Raw genomic sequence first — 18,944 nt, forward strand, 5'->3', positions numbered from 1 at the left:
GGATCACGATGGCCAGTCAGGTCACTGAACAGTTGGCGCAGGCGCTGCCGCTGCTGGCGGTGGGCGCGGGTCAGACCCTCGCCATCTCCCTGCTCGCCATCCTGTTCGCCACCCTGGGCGGGGTCGGTTACGGCGTGCTGGCCCAGCAGGGGGGAAGGCTGACTCGGGGTGTGCTGCGGGTCTATCTGGAGCTGTTTCGGGTGGTGCCCGTGCTGGTCTGGCTCTACCTCTTCTTCTTCGGGCTGCCGATCTTCTTTGGCCTGGATATCCCGGCCTTCTGGTGCGCCGTGCTGGTGCTGGCCCTGTGGGGGGCCAGCGAGGTGGGCGAAGTGGTGCGCGGCGGCCTGGGATCCCTCGCCCGCGGCCAGCAGGAGGCCGGCCTGGCGCTCGGGCTCTCCCGCTGGCAGCTCTATCGCCACGTGCTGCTGCCCCAGGCGCTGCAACGGCTGACGCCGCCGACCATCAACATCTACACCCGCATCATCAAGACCAGCTCGCTGGCGGTGCTGATCGGGGTGGTGGAGGTGATCAAGGTGGGCCAGCAGATCATCGAGCGTACCTATGGCTCGCTGCTTATCTACGGTCTGCTGTTCCTGTTCTTTTTTCTGGTCTGCTATCCGCTCTCGCTCGCCTCGCGCCGGCTGGAGCAACAATGGGGTAATGCGGTATGACACCTCTGCTTGAGCTCAATGCTGTCAGCAAACAATTCGGCCAAAACCGGGTACTGGATGAGGTCAGCCTCACGGTGAACCCGGGGGAAGTGATCGTCATCCTGGGGCCGAGCGGCTGCGGCAAGAGTACCTTGCTGCGCACCCTCAACGGGCTCGAACCCATTCAGGGGGGCGACATTCGCTTCGACGGAGAGTTGCTGGATGCCAGCACCGACTGGCAGCGGCTGCGCCAGCGCATCGGCATGGTGTTCCAGAGCTATCACCTCTTCCCCAACCTGACGGTGTTGGAGAACGTGCTGCTCGGCCCCTTTCAGGTGCAAAAACGAGAGCGGCAGGAGGCCCTGCTGCAGGCGGAACAGCTGCTGACCCGCATCGGCCTGTGGGCGCGGCGCCATGACTATCCGCGCCAGCTCTCCGGCGGCCAGCAGCAGCGCATCGCCATCGTGCGGGCCCTGTGCATGAACCCCCAGGTGATGCTGTTTGACGAGGTGACCGCTGCGCTGGACCCCGAGATGGTGCAGGAGGTGCTGGAGGTGATCCGGGATCTCGCCGGCAGCGGCATGACCCTGCTTATCGTCACCCACGAGCTGGCGTTCGCCCAGGCGGTGGCGGATCGCATCGTCTTCATGGACGGCGGCCACATCCTGGAGCAGGCCGCTCCCTATCAATTTTTCGACAATCCCAGGAGCCAGCGTGCCCGCCAGTTCCTCGCCAAGTTTTCTTATACAACTGTCAGCAAACGAAAGGAGTCAGCATGAAGATAATTACCTCGGTCCTGTTTAGCGCCCTCATCGGCCTGGGCCTCGCCAGCGGCGCCGCCCAGGCAGAAGACGGTTCCCTCGCCAAGATCAAGGCGCGGGACAAGCTCATCGTCGGCGTCTTCACCGACAAGCCGCCGTTTGGCTATGTGGACGAGAAGGGCAACTACGTCGGCTTTGACACCGATCTCGGCCGCCGCTTCGCCAAGGATCTGCTGGGGGACGAAAACAAGGTCGAGTTCGTGGCGGTGGAGCCCGCCAGCCGCATCCCCTTCCTGCAGAGCGACAAGGTGGATCTCATCCTCGCCAACATGACGGTGACCCCGGAGCGGCGGCAGGTGGTGGACTTCACCAACCCGAACCTCAAGGTCGCGGTGCAGGTGCTGGTGCCGGAAGGCAGCGACGCCAAGAAGCTCGACGATCTGGCCGGCAAGCGGCTTATCGTCACCACCGGCACCACGGCCGACATCTGGCTGACCCGCAACCACCCGGACTGGAAGGTGCTCAAGTTCGAGAAGAACACCGAATCCCTGCAGGCCCTGGCCCAGGGCCGCGGCGACGCCTATGCCCAGGACAACCTGGTGCTGTTCAGCTGGGCCAAGGAGAACCCGGGCTATCGGGTGCTGCCCGAGAAGCTGGGCTCGGAAGACCCCATCGCCCCGGCGGTGAAGAAGGGCAATATCGAGCTGCGTGACTGGGTCAACGACCGTCTCGCCAAGCTGGGGGAAGAGAAGTACCTGCTCAAACTCTACGACCAGTATGTGCGCGACAAGCTTAGCGCCGATACCGATCCCAACGACGTGATAGTGGAAGGAGGCAAGTGGCAGGGTTGAGCCCTGCCCCCACAGCAGTGCTGAGTGTGAAGTGTGTGATCTTTGGTTCCGTTGGTCTGCAAACCGCAAGGTTTGACCTTTCCAGGCGCCCCCTCCAGGTGGCGCCTTTTTTTTGTTTGCAAGACCCCGGCAGGCGGGACACCCGCTCTGTGAGCCAGCTCCCCCTGCCCCGGGATGCCCTGTGCCATCCTCACTGAAACGGCAGCGGGAGGAGAAACCCATGTGGATAGAGGCCGAGCCCGTCTACGGCGCCCTGGTGTCCCTGGCCATCGGGCTCATCATCGGGCTGGAGCGGGGCTGGCAGGTGCGCCAGCTCGGAGACAACCAGCGCATCGCCGGGATGCGCACCTATGGCCTCATCGGTCTGCTCGGCGGGGTGTGCGCCCTGCTGCTGCCCACCCTGGGCGCCTGGCTGGCCCTGCTCGGTCTGCTGACCGTGGTGACGGGGTGCGGCCTCTCAGTCTGGCTGGCCCAGCGCTGGCAGGGGGAGTTCGGCCTCACCAGCTCGGTAGCCATGGTGCTCACCTACCTGCTGGGGCTGATGTCGGTGCTGCAGAGCCCGAGCGAGGCGGTGGCCTGCGCCGTGCTCGCGGCCCTCCTGATGGGGCTCAAGGGCAAGATCCAGCAGGGGATGCTGTTCTTGAGCGAAATGGAGTTTCACGCCACCCTGCGCTTTCTGCTCATCTCCCTGGTGCTGCTGCCGGTGCTCCCCGATACCGAGATGGGTCCCCTCAATGCCTTCAATCCCTTCAAGATCTGGCTCATGGTGGTGGTGATCGCCGGCATCTCGTTCTGTGGTCACTTCGCGGTGCGCCTGCTCGGCACCCGCTCCGGGCTGGTGCTCACCAGCATGCTGGCGGGGCTCGCCTCCTCCACCGCCCTCACCCTGCAATTTGCCCGCCTCAACAAGGAGCAGGGAGGGCTGGAGCGGCTGCTGGCCACCGGCATTCTGCTGGCGGGAGCCACCATGTGGCTCAGGCTGCTGGCACTGGTGCTGATCATCCACGGAGAGCTGGCGCTGCGTCTGGCTGTCCCCCTGCTGCTGCTGGCAGCCATCGTCTACGGCTTTGCCTTCTGGTTCTGGCGCCAGCGGGAAGAGATGCCGGACGGCCCGGTACAGCCCGAAACCCGCAACCCGCTGGATCTCGCCACCGCCATCAAGTTCGGTCTGCTGCTCGCCCTCATCGGCTTCATGGCCACCCTGCTGCAAAGCAAGGTGGGCAACTCCGGGGTCTATCTGCTGTCGCTGGTCTCCGGCATCACGGACGTGGACGCCATCACCCTCTCCCTCTCCCAGCTCGCCCAGAAGGAGCTGGCCCTGGAGGTGGCGGCCAGGGGCATACTGCTCGCCGGGCTGGTCAACTCCCTGGTGAAAGGAGTGCTGGCACTGGTGATTGGCGGACGCAGCCTGGGGCGGCGGGTCTTGCTCCCCTACCTCGTCTCCATCCTGCTCATCCTGCCCCTTGTCCTGATGACATGATGACGGGGATCACCTGACGGGCCCGGCACTCTGACACCCCCTCCCCTTGTCGCGTATACTGCCCCCTCTTGCAGCAGGAGGAGATAACCATGGCAAGCGACTGGGACAAGGTATTGGCTGGGGGCGCCCTGGACAGCCAGAGCGAGGAGATAGCGAACGACCGCATTCGCGGCCAGGCGCTGCTGAGCCGACTCAACGCCTCACCGGCGGGGGATCACGTCCTGCGCCAGCAGATCTGCCGCGACCTCTTCGCCCACTGTCCCGACTCCTGCTGGATCAGCACCCCCTTCACCTGCGAATTCGGCCGCAACATCCACATCGGCGAGAAGACCTTCTTCAACTTCAACGTCACCATACTCGACGTGGGCGAGGTGCACATCGGCAACCATGTGTTGCTGGCCCCCAACGTGCAGATCTACACCGCCACCCACACCATGGACTATCTGGAACGACGCAACTGGACCGCCTACAACAAGCCGGTGCGGATCGGCGATGACTGCTGGATTGGCGGCGGGGCCATCATCTGCCCCGGCGTCACCATAGGGCCGCGCTCCATCATAGGGGCTGGCGCCGTGGTCACCCGGGACATCCCGGCGGACTCCCTGGCGGTGGGCAATCCGGCCCGGGTGATCCGCACGCTACAACCGGGCGAGACTCGGGATCCGGCGTGCCTGTCATGATGGCCCTTGCCCTGCTGCCTTTGGGTTGGGCAGGCTGGCTCGGGGTGCGGGACGCCAACTGGTGGCCGCTGGCCCTGATCCTGCTGATGAGCCTGCTGACCCTGGCTGCCTACGCCTGGGACAAACGCCAGGCCATTCGTGGCGGCTGGCGCGTCCCCGAGGCCCGCCTGCATCTGCTTGAGCTGTGCGGCGGCTGGCCTGGCGCCCTGGTCGCCCGCCAGTGGCTGCGCCACAAGACCCAGAAAGGGAGCTACCGCCTGCGGTTCTGGGCCATCGTCTGGGGGCAGTTGCTGCTGCTCGGGATCTGGCTCGGCTGGCCGCTCTGAACAACCAGGCGGGCATTGCCGCCCAAGGTCGGGTATGAGACAACGACAGCGCGGGAGACAGATCCTCTCGTTCAAATCTTGAAAGGAGTCATTCATGACCATGTGGACAGGTATCGTCCTGATCGTCTTTATCAGCGTGTCGTTCAGCTATCTCACCAAGCGCGCCCGCTACCAGATGGGGGATGCCCGCATTACCGACCGTCTTGGCAAGCAGGACATGATCATCAAGGAGTTGCAGGAGCGCATCGCCAATCTGGAGGCCATCGTCATCGAGGAGGAGAAGCGCCGCCCGTTCAAGGAGCTCTGATCCGGCAAGCCGGGCGGCAAACCGGCCAGCCCCCGGGCTGCAAGGGTTTGCCGCCGCCCCCGCTCGCCCCCGCCCGTCCTCCGCCCGTCCTCCGCCCGTCCTCCGCCTGGCAAAAACGAAATTCACAGCAGGATCAATCCCCTGCCATTTTTCGGTTGAATGTTCGCCAAGCTGGCCCGATCCCTGCTCCGTCATGACATCAGTCGTACGGAGAATGACATCATGATCGCCATCGGCACCCTGCTTCCCCTCGCCTCCCTTGCCATCAAGCTCGGCAGCAAGCTGCTGGGCGACAGCATGCAGCCCACCCAGACCGAGCCTGCCGTGCAGGAAGCGCACCTTGCCCCCACGGTGCAGAGCCTGTTCCAGCGCCTCGGCATCCAGGAGGCTGACAGCGAGCAGAACCGCCCCGCCATCAACCACTTCATGGGGGTGCTGATGCAGACCCTGGGTCAGGAATCCTCGGGTCAGCCCCTGCCCCAGGCCATCGATGCCGCCCGCACCCAGTTGGCAGACGGCACCCAGAGCACCCGCCTCGACGCGCTGCAAAGCGAGCTCGACACCCTCAAGGGCTCCCTCGGCAACAGCGACCTCAACCTCGATCAGCTGCTTTCTGCCTTCAAGCAAACCCTGCCCCAGGGCCCGGGGGAAGGCGTCGGCAAGCTGCTCAATGCCAGCGCGTGAGCGGGAGTGGAACCATGAAAAACGGCAACCAGACGGTTGCCGTTTTTGTCGGGCCGAATCTCAAGGTGTCACGCTAGGGCTGTGAAGGAGGCGGGCTCAGCATGGCGCCGGCCAGTGCGGTCTGCCCGCGCTCCTGCAGGGCATTGGCCGCTCCCAGGCGATCCGCCGCCTCTTTGTTCTGACCCAGCTTGAACTTGCCGACCAGCCCGGTTATCTCGATTTCGATGCCGACGACCGCCTGCACCATGGTCTCGAGATAGTCTCGCGGCGCATCAGCCATCTTCCATGGGGTCGGCTCTGCGGCCTCATGGTGGCGAGTCAGATTTGCCAGCAGACGACGCACGAAGCGGGCATCGTCCCTCACCCGGATACGGCCATGGGCGTGCACCACGGCATAGTTCCAGGTGGGCACCTGCTTGTGATGCACCTGCTTGCCCGGATACCAGCTGGGGGAGATATAACCCTCGGCGGCGCGGAAGATCACCAGCACTTCATCGCCGTCTTTCACCTCCTGCCAAAGCGGGTTGTTGCGAGCCACATGGGCCCGCAGCACACCGTGGGCCCCCTGCGCCCCATCGAACTCGAACGGCAGGTGGTTGGCATCCAGCCCCCCTTCACCACAGGTGATCAGGGCCCCCAGGGGGTGCGCCTGCATCAGCTGGTGCAGCGCCTCGGGGTCGGTAACGGCGAAATGGGGTGGCAGGTACATGGGAACTCCTTGATCCGGTTGACGCGTCCATACGCATTGCAGCGGGATCATGCCCTGCCCGGCGCGGGCCGTCACCCCGAATGTGCCCACTGAGCCAGTTCATTGCCGCAGGTGGCCGCAATGCCACACCATCATCCACAAGCGAGATATAACACCCTATGTTCACGGTTCGAATATCACTTCCACAGCCAAAATGAATGGAAAAACAGCCTCAATGACAAAGATAATTCCGCTTCACCCCCCTCTCCCCTTCGCCAGATAGCCGATACGGTAGATCTCGCCCCCGCCAGGCAAGGGCGATGAGAGGGACGGGAGAAAATCCGCCTCCAGCCATTCCCATCGGGTGAGATCCCAGCCGCTCACCATGGCCTCGCCGTGCAGGTCGGCAAGCTCGCCGTGGGAAGCGACCTTGGTGCGCCGCAGCATGGCCATGCAAGCCCCGTCGAGGGAGGCCGGATCCGGCGCCCGCAGCAGATGCCAGGTCTCGATGCGGGGCCAGCCGAAATGCCGGGTGAGCGCCGCGAATCCCTCGCTTGCCAGGAATCGGTGCATCGCCTCGGCGCTGTGCCACACATAGAAGGGGGCATAGCGGTTCTCCTGCCCCGGCAGGGCCCCATCGTCCTGACGGCTGTAGAGATAGGCCTTGAACAACAGACCGGGAAAGCCGTCCAGTCTGGCGCCATTGCTGGCGATCCGCTGCTCGATCTGCGCCATGTCGTAGTCTGCGGGCAGGGTGAATCGGTAGTGCATGGCGATCATGAGGCCACCTCCTGTCTGAACATCCGGCCCTGGCCGAAACTCCACGCCTCGGCATCGGTCTGCTGGATCACCACCATGAGGTTGTCGGGATGGATCCCAAGCTCGGCCTCAAGGCGCTCGGCGAGACGTGCATAAAGCCGCTCCCTGGTCGCGGTGCTGCGCACCTTGCCCGCCAGGATCTGGAAGAGGATGAAACCCTGATCCCGGCGGCCGGTCTGGTAGTGGGGGTCATAGATGAGCGCACTGGCAGGCAAGATCTCGAGGATCTGGAATTTATCCTTCGGCGGCACCTCGAACACCTCCACCAGGGTCTGGTGGTAGAGGGCGCTGAGTTGTTGCAGGTGTGCGTCGCTCATCCCCTCGCACAGGGTGATACGGGTCAGCGGCATGGGGTCACCTCCTCGCGGGGGGGCAGATAGCTCACAGCCGTCACTGCGGCGGGCAAACCGGCGTAGAAGGCAAGATGGGTGAACAGCTCTTCCAGCTCATCCCGGGACAGGCCGTTTTGCCGGGCGAATGCAATATGCCAGGGCAGTTGTTGCACCCGGCCCAGTGACGCCAGGATGGCCAGGGTGATCAGGCTGCGCTCGCGGGCCGAGAGGGTGGGGCGCTGCCAGATATCGCCAAACAGCGTCTCTTCCGCCAGTCGGGCGAGTCGGGGAGCAAGCTGCGCCAGGGTGGCGCGATCGGGAACATCGGGTGTCATGGCAATCTCCTTGGTGGATGAAGCCACTCTCCCTCACTGCTACAATTTAAAAAATCGAAATATTCAAGACCAATCATCCCGATTATAAGGATAGTTATGTCACCCCTTCCCCCCAGCCTGGATCTCGATGCCCTGCGCAGCTACGTGCTGGGGCTGGAGTGCAGCAGCTTTGCGCTGGCGGCGCAGCGGCTGTGCCGCTCCACCTCGGCGGTCAGCGCCCAGTTGAAAAAACTCGAACAGCAGTGCGGCACCAATCTGGTCATGAAGCAGGGACGTCACCTGGTGCCGACAGCCAGCGGTGAGCGCCTGCTGGGCTACGCCAAGCGGCTGCTGGCGCTCAATGACGAAGCAGTGCTCGCCCTCAAAGGGGAATTGCTGCAAGGGGAGATCCGGCTCGGGGTGCAGGAGGACTTCGGCGAATCTTTGCTCCCCGCCGTGCTGGGACCCCTCTGTCGCCAGCACCCGGCCCTGCGCATGACGACCCGCATCGATCGCAACGGGGCCCTGGTGCAGGGGATCAGGGAAGGCACCCTCGATATGGCTCTCGCCTGGCAGCCACAGGGAGAGCGGGAGGATCTTCCCCTCATCGAGGTGGTGCAACTGGCCTGGATTGCCCACCCCGAGTGGGACCTCGCCCCTTTGCTCGCGCGCGGGGAGCCCCTGCCCCTGGTGCTCTTCGATGCCCCCTGCCTGATGCGGGCGCGGGCCATCCGCGCCCTCGACGATGCCGGGATCCCCTGGCGGATCGCCTTCACCAGCCAGAGCCTGGGCGGGATCTGGGCCGCCGTGCAGGCCGGGCTCGGGATCACGGTGCGTTCCCCCATCGGCATGCCGGCCAGTCTCGCCACCCTCGGCGGCGTACTGCCCTCACCGGGTACCCTGGGGGTGGTGCTGCTCGCCGCCAGCCATGAAACCGACGAGGCCAGATGCCAGTTGCAACGACTGCTCACGGACGCAGTGCATCAGGCCAGCGCCGGACGCAGAGGCTGAACAGCGCCTGGTCAACGCGCCCCACGGCGCCGAGGCGTACCCATAAAAAAAACGGCAACCCTGGGGTTGCCGTTCTGCCTTCTTGTTCCCATGGCGAGCCGCTTGGCTTAACCCGCCCGTTTGGCCAGCCAGGCCTCGGCGGCGGTGAGGGCTGCCTCTATCTGCTCGCGAGCGACGCCTCCCTTGGCAACCCGCTTGGCCAGAGTCGCTTCCAGCTCCAGGTTCGGGTAAACATCCTCCCCCACCACGGGGCTGAAGCGCTGGAACTCGGGGAGGGAGAGTTCTTCCAGGGGCTTTTTCACCTGGATCGCATAGACCACAGTCTCGCCGACGATATGGTGCGCCTCGCGGAACGGAATGCCCTTGGCCACCAGATAGTCCGCCAGTTCGGTGGCATTGGCGTAACCGCCCTGGGCCGCCGCCTTGGTACGCTCGCCATTGACCTTCAGATCGATCAGCACCAGCGCCGCCATGTCGAGGCAGTCGTGCCAGGTGTCGAGGGCGTCGAACAATCCTTCCTTGTCTTCCTGCATGTCCTTGTTATAGGCCAGCGGCAGCGCCTTGAGGCTCATCAGCATGCCCATCTGGGCCCCGACCACCCGGCCAGTCTTGCCACGGATCAGCTCCAGCGCGTCCGGGTTCTTCTTCTGGGGCATCAGAGACGAGCCGGAGGTGACGGCGTCAGACAGCTCGACAAAGCCCGCCTCGCCGGTGTTGTAGAAGATAAGGTCTTCGGCAAACCGCGACAGGTGGGTCATGGAGAGGGACGCCACGTGCATCAGCTCCACCACGTGATCCCGGTCGGACACCGAATCCAGGCTGTTGCGGGTCGCGCCGCTAAAGCCCATGTCGAGCGCCAGCGCCTCCCGGTCGATGGCGTAGGCGGTGCCCGCCAGGGCGCCGCAGCCGAGCGGGCTGGTGTCGAGGCGCTTGAGGGCATCCTGCAGACGGGAGTGATCCCGCTCCAGCATCTCCACATAGGCCAGGGCCCAGTGGGCGTAGGTGACCGGCTGGGCCCGCTGCAGGTGGGTGTAGCCCGGCAGCACGGCGGCCTGGTTGGCACGGGCGGAGGCCACCAGCCCCTGTTGCAGGGCGGTGATGGAGCCGAGCAGCAGTTCACCCTGTGCCTTGCACCAGAGTTTCAGGTCGGTGGCGACCTGATCGTTGCGCGAGCGGCCGGTGTGCAGCTTCTTGCCCAAATCGCCGACGGCGGCGATGAGCTGGCTCTCGACCCAGGAGTGGATGTCTTCGGCGTCCGAGTTCAGGATCTGCTGGGGATCCTGCTGCACGGAGGCGAGCAGCACCTCCATCGCCTGCTGCAACTGAGCCTGTTCACCCTCGGTCAACACGCCCACCTTGACCAGCGCTTTGGCCCAGGCCATGGAGCCCTGAATATCCTGCTCCGCCAGACGGTAGTCGAACCGCAGCGAATCGTTGAACTGCTTGAACCGGCTATCGGCTCCCTGACTGAAGCGTCCACCCCAAAGTGCCATACTGCTCTCCTTGAATGCGTTGTCGGCGGCGCCTTGCGCCGTCGAACTTGAAATCTTGCCCTGTTTTTCTGCGAGCCTGTTATCTCACAGAAGCGGCCAGGGCGCAGCCGCTCTCGTCACACCCGATGAGGATGGCAAAGGGCCTCTCTGCCTGTAAAAGAGGGGGCCATGCCCCCTCGTATCAACGGGTGATAGCGCTTGCTTAGCCGTGGGTATGGTCGCCACCGATGGCTTGATGCTGCTCTTTCATGGCGCGGATCCGGCTCGCCAGGGTGTAGAGACGGATGAAGCCTTCGGCATGGCTCTGGTCGTACACTTCGTCGGCACCGAAGGTGGCGAAGTCTTCGGAGTAGAGGCTGTTCGGCGACTTCTTCTGCACCGCGGTGACCTGACCCTTGTACATCTTCAGCACCACTTCACCGTCGAGCTCCTCGGCGATGGCGTTGGCGGAGGCGACAATGGCCTTGCACAGCGGGGTGAACCAGCGACCGTCATACACCAGGTGGGAGAACTCGGCGCCGAGTTTTTCCCGCCAGGCGCGGGTCGGTCTGTCCAGTACCAGCTCTTCCACGGCGCGCAGTGCGGCAACCATCACGGTACCACCCGGGGTCTCGTAGCAGCCACGGGACTTCATGCCCACCATCCGGTTCTCGGTGATGTCGATCCGGCCCACGCCGTGCTTACCGGCACGCTCGTTCAGGGTGGTCAGGATCTGGTGCGGGCTGAGCGGCTGGTCGTCAACGGCGACCACTTCGCCCTTGGCCACGGTCAGCTTGACGTATTCCGGCTCGTTCGGGGCATCCTCTGCAGAGACGGTCCACTGCCAGACGGCTTCGGACGGCTCGTTCCAGGTGCTCTCCAGCTCGCCACCCTCGGTGGAGATGTGCCAGGCGTTGGCGTCACGGCTGTAGATCTTCTTCAGGGTCGCCTTGCAGGGGATGTTGCGGGCTTCCAGATAGGCCAGCAGATCTTCCCGGGAGCGCATGTCCCACAACCGCCAGGGGGCGATCACTTTCAGTTGGGGCGCCAGGGCAGCCACCGCCCCTTCGAACCGCACCTGGTCGTTGCCCTTGCCGGTGCAACCGTGGGAGATGGCATCAGCCCCTTCTGCCAGGGCAGCCTCGACCATCGCCTTGGCGATCACCGGACGGGCCATGGAGGTACCCAGCAGGTAGGTGCCTTCATAGACGGCGCCGGTCTTCAGGGTCGGGTAGACATACTCTTTGACGAACTCTTCCCGCAGATCCTTGACGATGCACTTGACCGCGCCGGAGGCGATGGCCTTCTGCTCGATACCTTCCAGATCGTCACGCTCCTGGCCCACGTCGGCGACGAAGGCGATGATTTCAGCGTCATAGTGCTCCTTCAGCCAGGGAATGATGGCCGAGGTATCCAGTCCGCCCGAGTAAGCCAGTACGATCTTGTTGATTCCGCTCATTTACTTCTCTCCGTGATGATTCGATAAAAAGGGGTGATTCCGGGTCGGTTGCCGGATTACTTCTGGCCCTGTCCGAACAGGGTCAGCAGCACGGCGTTCTGGATATGCATCCGGTTTTCTGCCTCATCCATGATGAGGGAGGCTGGGCCGTCCATGACCTCCGAGGTGATCTCCAGCTCCCGGTGGGCCGGCTGGCAGTGCAGCACGTGCTGGATGCCGGTCCGATCGAGCAGGGCCTGGTTGATCTGATAAGGCATGAAGATATCTTTTACCTGCTCCATTGGTGTGTTGTCACCCATGGAAACCCAGGTATCGGTATAAACCACGTCAAAGCCTTCGATATCCGCGACATCATCGCTGATATGTATGGTCGCGCCAGATTGAGCTGCCAGCGCCTGGGCCTGCAGGAAGATCTGGGTATCCGGGCCATGGCCTTTCGGGCAGACCAGGGTCACATCGGTGCCGAGGGTCGCCCCCAGCAGCAGCAGGGAGTGACTCACGTTGTTGCCATCGCCGAGATAGGCCAGCTTCACCTTGGACAGATCGCTGTAGTGCTCGCTGATGGTCATGAAATCCGCCAGCCCCTGGCAGGGATGGTAGAGGTTGCACAGGCTGTTGACCACAGGCACCGAGCCGAACTCGGCCAGCTCGACCAGGGTCTGGTGATCGAACACCCGGGCGACGATGGCGTCACACCAGCGGGACAGGTTGCTGGCGAAATCCTTCACCGACTCCCGCTTGCCGAGCGCCCCGTTCTGCTGATCCAGATAGACACTGTGACCACCCAGTTTGGCGATGCCGATGTCGAAGGTGACCCGGGTACGCAGGGAGGGCTTCTCGAACAGGGTGACCACGCTCTTGCCCGCCAGGGCCTGGCTGTATTTCTTCGGATCGGCCTTGACCGCCTTGCCTAGCGCCAGCAGCGCCTCGATCTGGGCCTTGCTTAAATCACTGTCTTTCAGAAGATGTTGCATCGGATGTTCCTTTTTCCGGCCAGGGTTAGAGGGTGACTTGGGTGCCGACCGCGCCGCCAGCCAGCAGCTTGAGCAGCTGATCCGGGTAGCGCCAGCTGGCGACACAGACCGGCTTGCCCAGGGTTTCGGCGGCGTGCAGGGCGGCTTTCACCTTGACGGCCATGCCGTCCGTGATAACCCCCTTCTCCATCAGGTCCAGCGCGCTCTGCTTGTCCAGTTGCGGCACCAGCTTGCCCTTGCCATCCAGAATGCCGCTCACATCCGACAGCATCACCAGATCGGCGCCCAGCGCTTCGGCGATGGCGGTGGCCGCCTGATCCGCATTGACGTTCATCATCTGTCCGTCGGCGGTAATGCCGATGGAGCTCACCACCGGCAGGAAGCCCTGCCCCAGGATGCCGGCCACCAGCGCCGGGTTGCCGGGTTTGCAGTCACCGACCGCACCGAGATCCGGATCGAGCTGGGTCACCTGGCACAGACCGCCGTCGGCGAGGCACAGACCCACAGCAGGAATGCCGGTGGAGATGGCCTTGGCCATCATCATCTTGTTGGCGGTCCCGGCCAGGGCACCGGCAATCACGGGGATCTGCTCGAACGGGGTGACCCGCAGGCCGTTCTTCTTGGTGGAGGTCATCCCCAGCCCCTTGAGCAGGTCGTCCACCAGGCAGCCACCACCGTGCACCAGCACCAGAGGACGGTGCTGATCATCCAGGAAGGTCTTCAGGGTGGCGAACAGGGCGGTCAGGGCCTCGTCGTTCTCGATCAGGGCACCACCCAACTTGATTACCAGCGTCTGCTTGTCCATCTTCTCGATCCTTTCTTAAAGCGTTAAATCAGGCCGGTGGCCGGTTCAAAACCAAACTTGATATTTATGCACTGCATGGCTTGCGAGGCGGCCCCCTTGAGCAGGTTGTCGATGGCAGAAACCACCACCAGCATGTTGCCCTGCTGCTGCCAGGCTATGTCGCAGTAGGGCGTGCTCGCCACGCCGCGGATGGAGGGCATCTGGCCGGTGAGGCGTACCAGCGGCTTGCCTTCGTAGGCCTTGAGGTAGACCTGATCGACCTGGGTCGGCGTCACCCCTTCCGCCAGTTGCACATAGATGGTGGCCAGGATGCCCCGCACATAGTTGCCGAGGTGGGGCTGGAACAGCACCTCCTTGCCGAGGTGGTGGCTGATCTCCGGCTGGTGCCTGTGATTGAAGGTGCCGTAGGGATTGAGGCTCACTTCGCAGAAACTGGTGTTGATGGCGGCCTTGCGACCGGCCCCGGAGACGCCGGAAACCGCATTGATGATGGGCTGCCATCCCTGAGCAATCAGCCCGGCCTGTTGCAGCGGCTTGAGGGCGCACAGGGAGGCGGTCGGGTAGCATCCCGGCACGGCAATCAGCTGGGCGGCCTTGACGGCATCGGCATTCCACTCGGCCAGACCGTAGGCGGCCTGCTCCAGCCACTGCTCATTCTCGTGAGTGAAGCCGTAGAAGGAGGAGTAGAACTGCTGATCGTTGACCCGGAAGGCACCGGAGAGATCGAACACCGGCAACCCCTTGGCCAGGAACTTGGGCGCGAGTTCCGCACTCACCTCGTGAGCAGTAGCCAGCACCACCAGATCGGCCTGGGTCAGGATCCGGGTCATGCCGTCTTCGTCCAGGGGCAGCAGCGGCTGATCCAGCTTACCCACCCATTGGGGATGCAGGGAAGAGAAGCGCTTGTGGGCGTCCTGGCTGCCGGCGGAAACATAGAGGCCGAACAGCTCGAGTTGTGGATGGTTCTGGACCAGAGCGGCCAGTTCGGCCCCCGCGTAGCCACTGGCACCGACGATAACGGTCTTAAGCATGTTTGAGTATTCCAAGTCTGGGTTCGAAATTCACAGCATGGTGCTGCGGTGCAAGGGGTCGGCTATCGCCCCTTTGATGCAACGAGTGCGGAGGGGCAATTCAGGCGGATATGCGTCGTCGGTTACAGATCAGGTGACAGAACATTAACTTTCCCTTACAACTAGAGGCCTTGTCGATGAGCACTCGAACAGAATATTCATGCACTCACTTTGCATTTGTATTTTCTAACAGAAACACTCCGGGGACGCAAGGAGGAGCTGATGGCCAAACTGGATTTTTTTTCACTTTATAAGAATATTATTGCGATTCCCTCTATCAGCAGCACGGATACTCGCTGGGATCAGAGCAACGAGGCGGTGATCCGGCTGCTGGCCGACTGGTTCGGCCAGCTTGGGTTCCAGTGCGAGGTCACGGCCCTGCCGGATCTGCCGGGCAAGTTCAACCTGGTGGCGACCTATGGTCAGGGAGAAGGGGGGCTGCTGCTGGCGGGCCACACGGATACGGTTCCCTTCGATGAAGGAGCCTGGACCAAAGACCCCTTCAAGGTGACCGAAGAGGGCAACCGCCTGTACGGGCTCGGCACCATCGACATGAAGGGCTTCTTCGCCTTTATCGTGGAAGCGCTCAAGGAAGTCGACCTCAAGACCCTGAGCAAGCCGCTGCGCATCCTGGCCACCGCCGATGAAGAGACCACCATGGCCGGGGCCCGCGCCATCGCCGCCGCAGCCGAACTCAAACCCGACTATGCGGTGATCGGCGAACCCACCGGGCTGGTGCCCGTGGTGGCCCACAAGGGCCACATGTCGGAAGCCATTCGCATCACAGGCCGAAGCGGCCACAGTTCGGATCCCGCCAACGGCGTCAACGCCATGGAGATCATGCACAAGGCCATGGGTCAGGTGCTCAGGCTCCAGCAGGATCTGAAGGAGAAGTTCGCGGATCACCGCTTCGCCGTGCCCCAGCCCACCCTGAACCTCGGCTACATCCAGGGGGGCGACAGCCCGAACCGCATCTGCGGCTGCTGCGAGCTCCACATCGACATGCGCCCCACCCCGCAGGTGGGCCCCGACGAGCTGATGGGCATGTTGAAAGAGGCGCTCTCCCCCATCGAGATCCACCAGCCCGGCTGCCTGCACCTGCAGCACCTGCACGAACCCATTCCGGCCTATGCCTGCCAGGATGATTCCGAGCTGGTGCGGGAGGCGGAAAAGGCGAGCGGCCGGGCCGCCGAGTCCGTGAACTATTGCACCGAAGCCCCCTTTATCCAGCAGCTGGGTTGCGAGACCATAGTGATGGGCCCAGGCCATATCACCCAGGCCCACCAGCCCGATGAATACCTGGATCTGTCGTTCGTCAAACCGACCACGGCGGTGCTGCAGCACCTGATCCGGCGCTTCTGCGTCTAGCCAAACAGGGATGTAAGTAAGTTACATGACAGGCGCCTTGGGACAGGTGAGGGAAATACATGTTCTGAATCGGCTTGTTATTTGACCTTGCGCAGACAATCTGGGTAGATTGTCCCCCTAAGATGACGGAGCATATGTTGTAATCGCACAACAATAAGTGAGGTCGCCTCCCGCCTGGAAGGTCAGGAGGCACCAACAAAATAAGGATGTGGAATGAACGAAAAGTACGCCGCACTACGGGCCAACGTAGGCATGTTGGGCCAACTGCTGGGTAAATCCATCAAGGATCATCAGGGGCAGGCCTTCCTCGACAAGATTGAGACCATTCGCCAACTGGCCAAGTCTTCCCGCAAGGGAAACGAGGCAGACAGAGAGCGCCTGCTCGACACCCTGCGTACCCTCTCCGATGACGAACTGCTGCCCGTGGCCCGTGCCTTCAGCCAGTTCCTCAACCTGGCGAACGTGGCGGAGCAGTTCCACACCATCTCCCGTCGCTGCGAAGAGCAGGTCTGCACCCCGGACCCGCTGGAGCAGATGTTCGACAAGCTGAAAGCCTCCAACCTGTCCCAGGAGGCCATCATCCAGGCCGTGCGCGAGCTGGACATCGATCTGGTGCTGACCGCTCACCCCACCGAGGTGACCCGTCGTACCCTGATCCACAAGCACGTGCAGCTCAACGACTGCCTCGAGGCCCTGGAACTCTCCGATCTGCTGCCCCGCGAGCGGGACAAGATCCAGAGTCGCATCGAGCAGCTGGTCAACCAGGCCTGGCACACCAACGAGATCCGCGAACAGCGCCCGACCCCGGTGGACGAAGCCAAGTGGGGCTTCGCCGTGGTGGAAAACAGCCTGTGGCCGGCCATCCCCGAATTCATGCGCAATCTGGACGAGCGCCTGCAACACCATCTGGGTGTGCGGCTGCCGCTGGACGCCGCGCCGGTCAAGTTCACCTCCTGGATGGGCGGTGACCGCGACGGCAACCCCTTCGTCACCGCCAAGGTGACCGCCGAAGTGCTGGAGCTGGGCCGCTGGATGGCGGTGAGCCTGTTCTACAAGGACATCAAGGAGCTCACCTCCGAGCTCTCCATGGCCGATTGCACTGACGCCGTGCGTGCCCGGGTCGGTGATAACCCGGAACCCTATCGCGCCCTGGTACGCGAGCTGCGCGAGCAACTGCGCGAGACCCAGGAGTACCTGACCGCCAAGGTACAGGGCCAGGCGAGCGAGAGCCGGGATCTGGTCAAGAGCACCGCCCAGCTGCGCGAGCCCCTTGAGCTCTGCTACCACTCCCTGCATGCCTGCGGCATGGGCAACATCGCCGACGGCATGCTGCTGGACGTGCTGCGCAAGCTGGCCTGCTTCGGCATCCACCTGGTCAAACTGGACATCCGTCAGGATGGCGAGCGTCACGGCCAGGTCTTCTCCGAGCTGACCCGCTACCTGGGTGTGGGCGACTACGCCGAGTGGAGCGAAGAGGACAAACAGGCCTTCCTGCTGCGCGAGCTGAACTCCCGCCGCCCCCTCATCCCGAGCGACTGGGATCCCAGTGCCGAGACCCGCGAGACCATCGACACCTGTCGCGTCATCGCCCAGCACGACCCCGATGCATTCGGCATCTACATCATCTCCATGGCCGGTGCCCCGTCCGATGTCTTGGCGGTCCAGCTGTTGCTGAAGGAAGCCGGCTGCAAGTTCCGCATGCCGGTGGCCCCGCTGTTCGAGACCCAGGAAGACCTGATGGCGGGCACCGCCGTGATGGAACGCCTGCTGTCGGTGGACTGGTATCGCGGTTACATTCAGGGCCGTCAGTACGTGATGATCGGCTACTCCGACTCCGCCAAGGATGCGGGCATGATGGCCGCAGGCTGGGCCCAGTACGCCGCCATGGAATCCCTGGTGGCGCTGGCTGAAGCCAACAACATCCGCCTCACCCTGTTCCATGGCCGCGGCGGTACCGTCGGCCGTGGCGGCGCCCCTGCCCATCAGGCGATCCTGTCGCAACCCCCGGGATCCCTGCGCGGCGGCCTGCGAGTCACCGAACAGGGGGAGATGATCCGCTTCAAGTTCGGCCTGCCGAAAGTGGCCATCCAGAGCCTGAACCTCTACACCAGCGCCGTGCTGGAGGGGAACCTGCTGCCGCCGCCCAAGCCGAAAGAGAGCTGGCGCGCCGTGATGGAGCAGCTGGCGTCTGTCTCCTGTGATCACTACCGCAGTATCGTGCGCGGTCACCCGGACTTCGTGCCCTACTTCCGTGCTGCCACCCCGGAGATGGAGCTCGGCAAGCTGCCGCTCGGTTCCCGCCCCGCCAAGCGCAAGCCCAACGGCGGTGTCGAGAGCCTGCGCGCCATCCCCTGGATCTTCGCCTGGACCCAGAACCGGCTGATGCTGCCGGCCTGGCTCGGCGCCCACAAGGGGTTGCAACAGGCCATCGACGACGGCCAGAAGAGCGTGCTGGACGAGATGAGCCGCCAGTGGCCCTTCTTCCGCACCCGTCTCGAGATGCTGGAGATGGTGTTCCTCAAGGCCGACCTCTGGCTGGCGGAATACTATGACACCCGCCTGGTGCCGGAGAACCTGTGGGCACTCGGCAAGCAGCTGCGTCAGGAGCTTGCCGACTCCATCGAGGTGGTGCTGAAACTGCGCCCGCAGGGCGACCTGCTGGACGATCAGCCCTGGATCAAGGAGTCCATCAAGCTGCGCAACCCCTACACCGACCCGCTCAACGTGCTGCAGGCCGAGCTGCTCAATCGCTCCCGCAACCACCCGGAGACCCTGCACCCCGAGCTGGATCAGGCGCTGATGGTCACCATCGCCGGCATCGCCGCCGGCATGCGCAACACCGGCTGATTCCGGACCGTTGCAAACAAGGGCGCCCCGGCGCCCTTTTTCGTCC

At 63.6% G+C, this 18,944-nt stretch carries 20 protein-coding genes; 11 read left to right on the top strand and 9 right to left on the bottom strand.

Annotated elements, in window-relative coordinates; all coding sequences use genetic code 11:
* Positions 1-8 precede the first annotated feature (8 nt).
* From I6L48_RS00720 to I6L48_RS00755, 8 genes are all read left to right on the top strand, one after another.
* Complete coding sequence (locus tag I6L48_RS00720) at positions 9-671, top strand: amino acid ABC transporter permease (RefSeq protein WP_113068985.1); 663 nt, start codon at positions 9-11, stop codon at positions 669-671.
* Complete coding sequence (locus I6L48_RS00725) at positions 668-1,429, top strand: amino acid ABC transporter ATP-binding protein (protein WP_113068986.1); 762 nt, start codon at positions 668-670, stop codon at positions 1,427-1,429. The genes I6L48_RS00720 and I6L48_RS00725 overlap by 4 nt, the downstream gene beginning before the upstream one ends.
* The gene (locus I6L48_RS00730; protein WP_039040560.1) at positions 1,426-2,262 is read left to right on the top strand and encodes a transporter substrate-binding domain-containing protein; all 837 of its coding nucleotides are present in this window, start codon (positions 1,426-1,428) and stop codon (positions 2,260-2,262) included. The genes I6L48_RS00725 and I6L48_RS00730 overlap by 4 nt, the downstream gene beginning before the upstream one ends.
* A gap of 220 nt (positions 2,263-2,482) precedes the next feature.
* Positions 2,483-3,742: an MgtC/SapB family protein gene (locus I6L48_RS00735; RefSeq protein WP_113068987.1), complete on the top strand. Its 1,260-nt coding sequence runs from the start codon at positions 2,483-2,485 to the stop codon at positions 3,740-3,742.
* 89 nt (positions 3,743-3,831) lie between these two features.
* A complete protein-coding gene (locus tag I6L48_RS00740) occupies positions 3,832-4,422 on the top strand; it encodes a sugar O-acetyltransferase (protein WP_104453223.1) in 591 nt (196 codons plus the stop codon).
* Positions 4,419-4,748 carry a DUF1294 domain-containing protein gene (locus I6L48_RS00745; protein WP_113068988.1) on the top strand — a complete coding sequence of 110 codons (330 nt, stop codon included), beginning with the start codon at positions 4,419-4,421 and terminating at the stop codon, positions 4,746-4,748. The genes I6L48_RS00740 and I6L48_RS00745 overlap by 4 nt, the downstream gene beginning before the upstream one ends.
* A 94-nt stretch (positions 4,749-4,842) precedes the next feature.
* Complete coding sequence (locus I6L48_RS00750) at positions 4,843-5,055, top strand: hypothetical protein (RefSeq protein WP_041211694.1); 213 nt, start codon at positions 4,843-4,845, stop codon at positions 5,053-5,055.
* A 222-nt stretch (positions 5,056-5,277) separates the two neighbouring features.
* Positions 5,278-5,739: a hypothetical protein gene (locus tag I6L48_RS00755; RefSeq protein ID WP_113070584.1), complete on the top strand. Its 462-nt coding sequence runs from the start codon at positions 5,278-5,280 to the stop codon at positions 5,737-5,739.
* Between the two features lie 73 nt (positions 5,740-5,812).
* Here the strand turns inward: I6L48_RS00755 and I6L48_RS00760 are convergent, their stop codons facing one another.
* From I6L48_RS00760 to I6L48_RS00775, 4 genes are all read right to left on the bottom strand, one after another.
* Positions 5,813-6,448, bottom strand: a complete 636-nt coding sequence (locus tag I6L48_RS00760; RefSeq protein WP_113068989.1) for an FMN-binding negative transcriptional regulator — start codon at positions 6,446-6,448, stop codon at positions 5,813-5,815.
* A gap of 234 nt (positions 6,449-6,682) precedes the next feature.
* Positions 6,683-7,207 (bottom strand): DUF4865 family protein, encoded by a 525-nt coding sequence (locus tag I6L48_RS00765; RefSeq protein WP_113068990.1) that lies wholly within the window; start codon positions 7,205-7,207, stop codon positions 6,683-6,685.
* Positions 7,204-7,596 carry a tautomerase family protein gene (locus I6L48_RS00770; RefSeq protein ID WP_010675683.1) on the bottom strand — a complete coding sequence of 131 codons (393 nt, stop codon included), beginning with the start codon at positions 7,594-7,596 and terminating at the stop codon, positions 7,204-7,206. The genes I6L48_RS00765 and I6L48_RS00770 overlap by 4 nt, the downstream gene beginning before the upstream one ends.
* Positions 7,587-7,913, bottom strand: a complete 327-nt coding sequence (locus tag I6L48_RS00775; protein ID WP_113068992.1) for a carboxymuconolactone decarboxylase family protein — start codon at positions 7,911-7,913, stop codon at positions 7,587-7,589. The genes I6L48_RS00770 and I6L48_RS00775 overlap by 10 nt, the downstream gene beginning before the upstream one ends.
* 96 nt (positions 7,914-8,009) lie before the next feature.
* Between I6L48_RS00775 and I6L48_RS00780 the strand changes: the two genes are divergently transcribed.
* On the top strand, positions 8,010-8,903 hold the full coding sequence (locus I6L48_RS00780; RefSeq protein WP_113068993.1) for a LysR substrate-binding domain-containing protein: 894 nt from the start codon (positions 8,010-8,012) through the stop codon (positions 8,901-8,903).
* Positions 8,904-9,010: 107 nt separating this feature from the next.
* Here the strand turns inward: I6L48_RS00780 and argH are convergent, their stop codons facing one another.
* From argH to argC, 5 genes are all read right to left on the bottom strand, one after another.
* On the bottom strand, positions 9,011-10,396 hold the full coding sequence (gene argH / locus I6L48_RS00785) for an argininosuccinate lyase (protein WP_113068994.1): 1,386 nt from the start codon (positions 10,394-10,396) through the stop codon (positions 9,011-9,013).
* Between the two features lie 202 nt (positions 10,397-10,598).
* The gene (locus I6L48_RS00790; protein WP_010675687.1) at positions 10,599-11,834 is read right to left on the bottom strand and encodes an argininosuccinate synthase; all 1,236 of its coding nucleotides are present in this window, start codon (positions 11,832-11,834) and stop codon (positions 10,599-10,601) included.
* A 56-nt stretch (positions 11,835-11,890) separates the two neighbouring features.
* A complete protein-coding gene (locus I6L48_RS00795) occupies positions 11,891-12,808 on the bottom strand; it encodes an ornithine carbamoyltransferase (RefSeq protein WP_010675688.1) in 918 nt (305 codons plus the stop codon).
* Between the two features lie 25 nt (positions 12,809-12,833).
* Positions 12,834-13,613 carry an acetylglutamate kinase gene (gene argB / locus I6L48_RS00800; protein ID WP_010675689.1) on the bottom strand — a complete coding sequence of 260 codons (780 nt, stop codon included), beginning with the start codon at positions 13,611-13,613 and terminating at the stop codon, positions 12,834-12,836.
* Positions 13,614-13,636: 23 nt separating this feature from the next.
* Positions 13,637-14,644: an N-acetyl-gamma-glutamyl-phosphate reductase gene (gene argC, locus I6L48_RS00805; protein ID WP_113068996.1), complete on the bottom strand. Its 1,008-nt coding sequence runs from the start codon at positions 14,642-14,644 to the stop codon at positions 13,637-13,639.
* A 261-nt stretch (positions 14,645-14,905) separates the two neighbouring features.
* On the opposite strand from argC, the gene argE reads away from it, so the two are divergent.
* A complete protein-coding gene (gene argE / locus I6L48_RS00810) occupies positions 14,906-16,051 on the top strand; it encodes an acetylornithine deacetylase (RefSeq protein WP_113068997.1) in 1,146 nt (381 codons plus the stop codon).
* 213 nt (positions 16,052-16,264) lie between these two features.
* Entirely contained in the window at positions 16,265-18,898 is a 2,634-nt protein-coding gene (ppc, locus tag I6L48_RS00815) for a phosphoenolpyruvate carboxylase (protein ID WP_010675692.1), read from the top strand.
* Positions 18,899-18,944: the final 46 nt, after the last annotated feature.

It is taken from the genome of Aeromonas sp. FDAARGOS 1418, assembly GCF_019048585.1.
Taxonomy (GTDB): Bacteria; Pseudomonadota; Gammaproteobacteria; order Enterobacterales; family Aeromonadaceae; genus Aeromonas; species Aeromonas caviae.

Excerpts from the sequence above, each read along its gene's own strand:
- I6L48_RS00720 (WP_113068985.1), top strand. The coding sequence starts at position 9 with ATGGCCAGTCAGGTCACTGAACAGTTGGCGCAGGCGCTGCCGCTGCTG.
- I6L48_RS00725 (WP_113068986.1), top strand. The coding sequence starts at position 668 with ATGACACCTCTGCTTGAGCTCAATGCTGTCAGCAAACAATTCGGCCAA.
- I6L48_RS00730 (WP_039040560.1), top strand. The coding sequence starts at position 1,426 with ATGAAGATAATTACCTCGGTCCTGTTTAGCGCCCTCATCGGCCTGGGC.
- I6L48_RS00735 (WP_113068987.1), top strand. The coding sequence starts at position 2,483 with ATGTGGATAGAGGCCGAGCCCGTCTACGGCGCCCTGGTGTCCCTGGCC.
- I6L48_RS00740 (WP_104453223.1), top strand. The coding sequence starts at position 3,832 with ATGGCAAGCGACTGGGACAAGGTATTGGCTGGGGGCGCCCTGGACAGC.
- I6L48_RS00745 (WP_113068988.1), top strand. The coding sequence starts at position 4,419 with ATGATGGCCCTTGCCCTGCTGCCTTTGGGTTGGGCAGGCTGGCTCGGG.
- I6L48_RS00750 (WP_041211694.1), top strand. The coding sequence starts at position 4,843 with ATGACCATGTGGACAGGTATCGTCCTGATCGTCTTTATCAGCGTGTCG.
- I6L48_RS00755 (WP_113070584.1), top strand. The coding sequence starts at position 5,278 with ATGATCGCCATCGGCACCCTGCTTCCCCTCGCCTCCCTTGCCATCAAG.
- I6L48_RS00760 (WP_113068989.1), bottom strand. The coding sequence starts at position 6,448 with ATGTACCTGCCACCCCATTTCGCCGTTACCGACCCCGAGGCGCTGCAC.
- I6L48_RS00765 (WP_113068990.1), bottom strand. The coding sequence starts at position 7,207 with ATGATCGCCATGCACTACCGATTCACCCTGCCCGCAGACTACGACATG.
- I6L48_RS00770 (WP_010675683.1), bottom strand. The coding sequence starts at position 7,596 with ATGCCGCTGACCCGTATCACCCTGTGCGAGGGGATGAGCGACGCACAC.
- I6L48_RS00775 (WP_113068992.1), bottom strand. The coding sequence starts at position 7,913 with ATGACACCCGATGTTCCCGATCGCGCCACCCTGGCGCAGCTTGCTCCC.
- I6L48_RS00780 (WP_113068993.1), top strand. The coding sequence starts at position 8,010 with ATGTCACCCCTTCCCCCCAGCCTGGATCTCGATGCCCTGCGCAGCTAC.
- argH (WP_113068994.1), bottom strand. The coding sequence starts at position 10,396 with ATGGCACTTTGGGGTGGACGCTTCAGTCAGGGAGCCGATAGCCGGTTC.
- I6L48_RS00790 (WP_010675687.1), bottom strand. The coding sequence starts at position 11,834 with ATGAGCGGAATCAACAAGATCGTACTGGCTTACTCGGGCGGACTGGAT.
- I6L48_RS00795 (WP_010675688.1), bottom strand. The coding sequence starts at position 12,808 with ATGCAACATCTTCTGAAAGACAGTGATTTAAGCAAGGCCCAGATCGAG.
- argB (WP_010675689.1), bottom strand. The coding sequence starts at position 13,613 with ATGGACAAGCAGACGCTGGTAATCAAGTTGGGTGGTGCCCTGATCGAG.
- argC (WP_113068996.1), bottom strand. The coding sequence starts at position 14,644 with ATGCTTAAGACCGTTATCGTCGGTGCCAGTGGCTACGCGGGGGCCGAA.
- argE (WP_113068997.1), top strand. The coding sequence starts at position 14,906 with ATGGCCAAACTGGATTTTTTTTCACTTTATAAGAATATTATTGCGATT.
- ppc (WP_010675692.1), top strand. The coding sequence starts at position 16,265 with ATGAACGAAAAGTACGCCGCACTACGGGCCAACGTAGGCATGTTGGGC.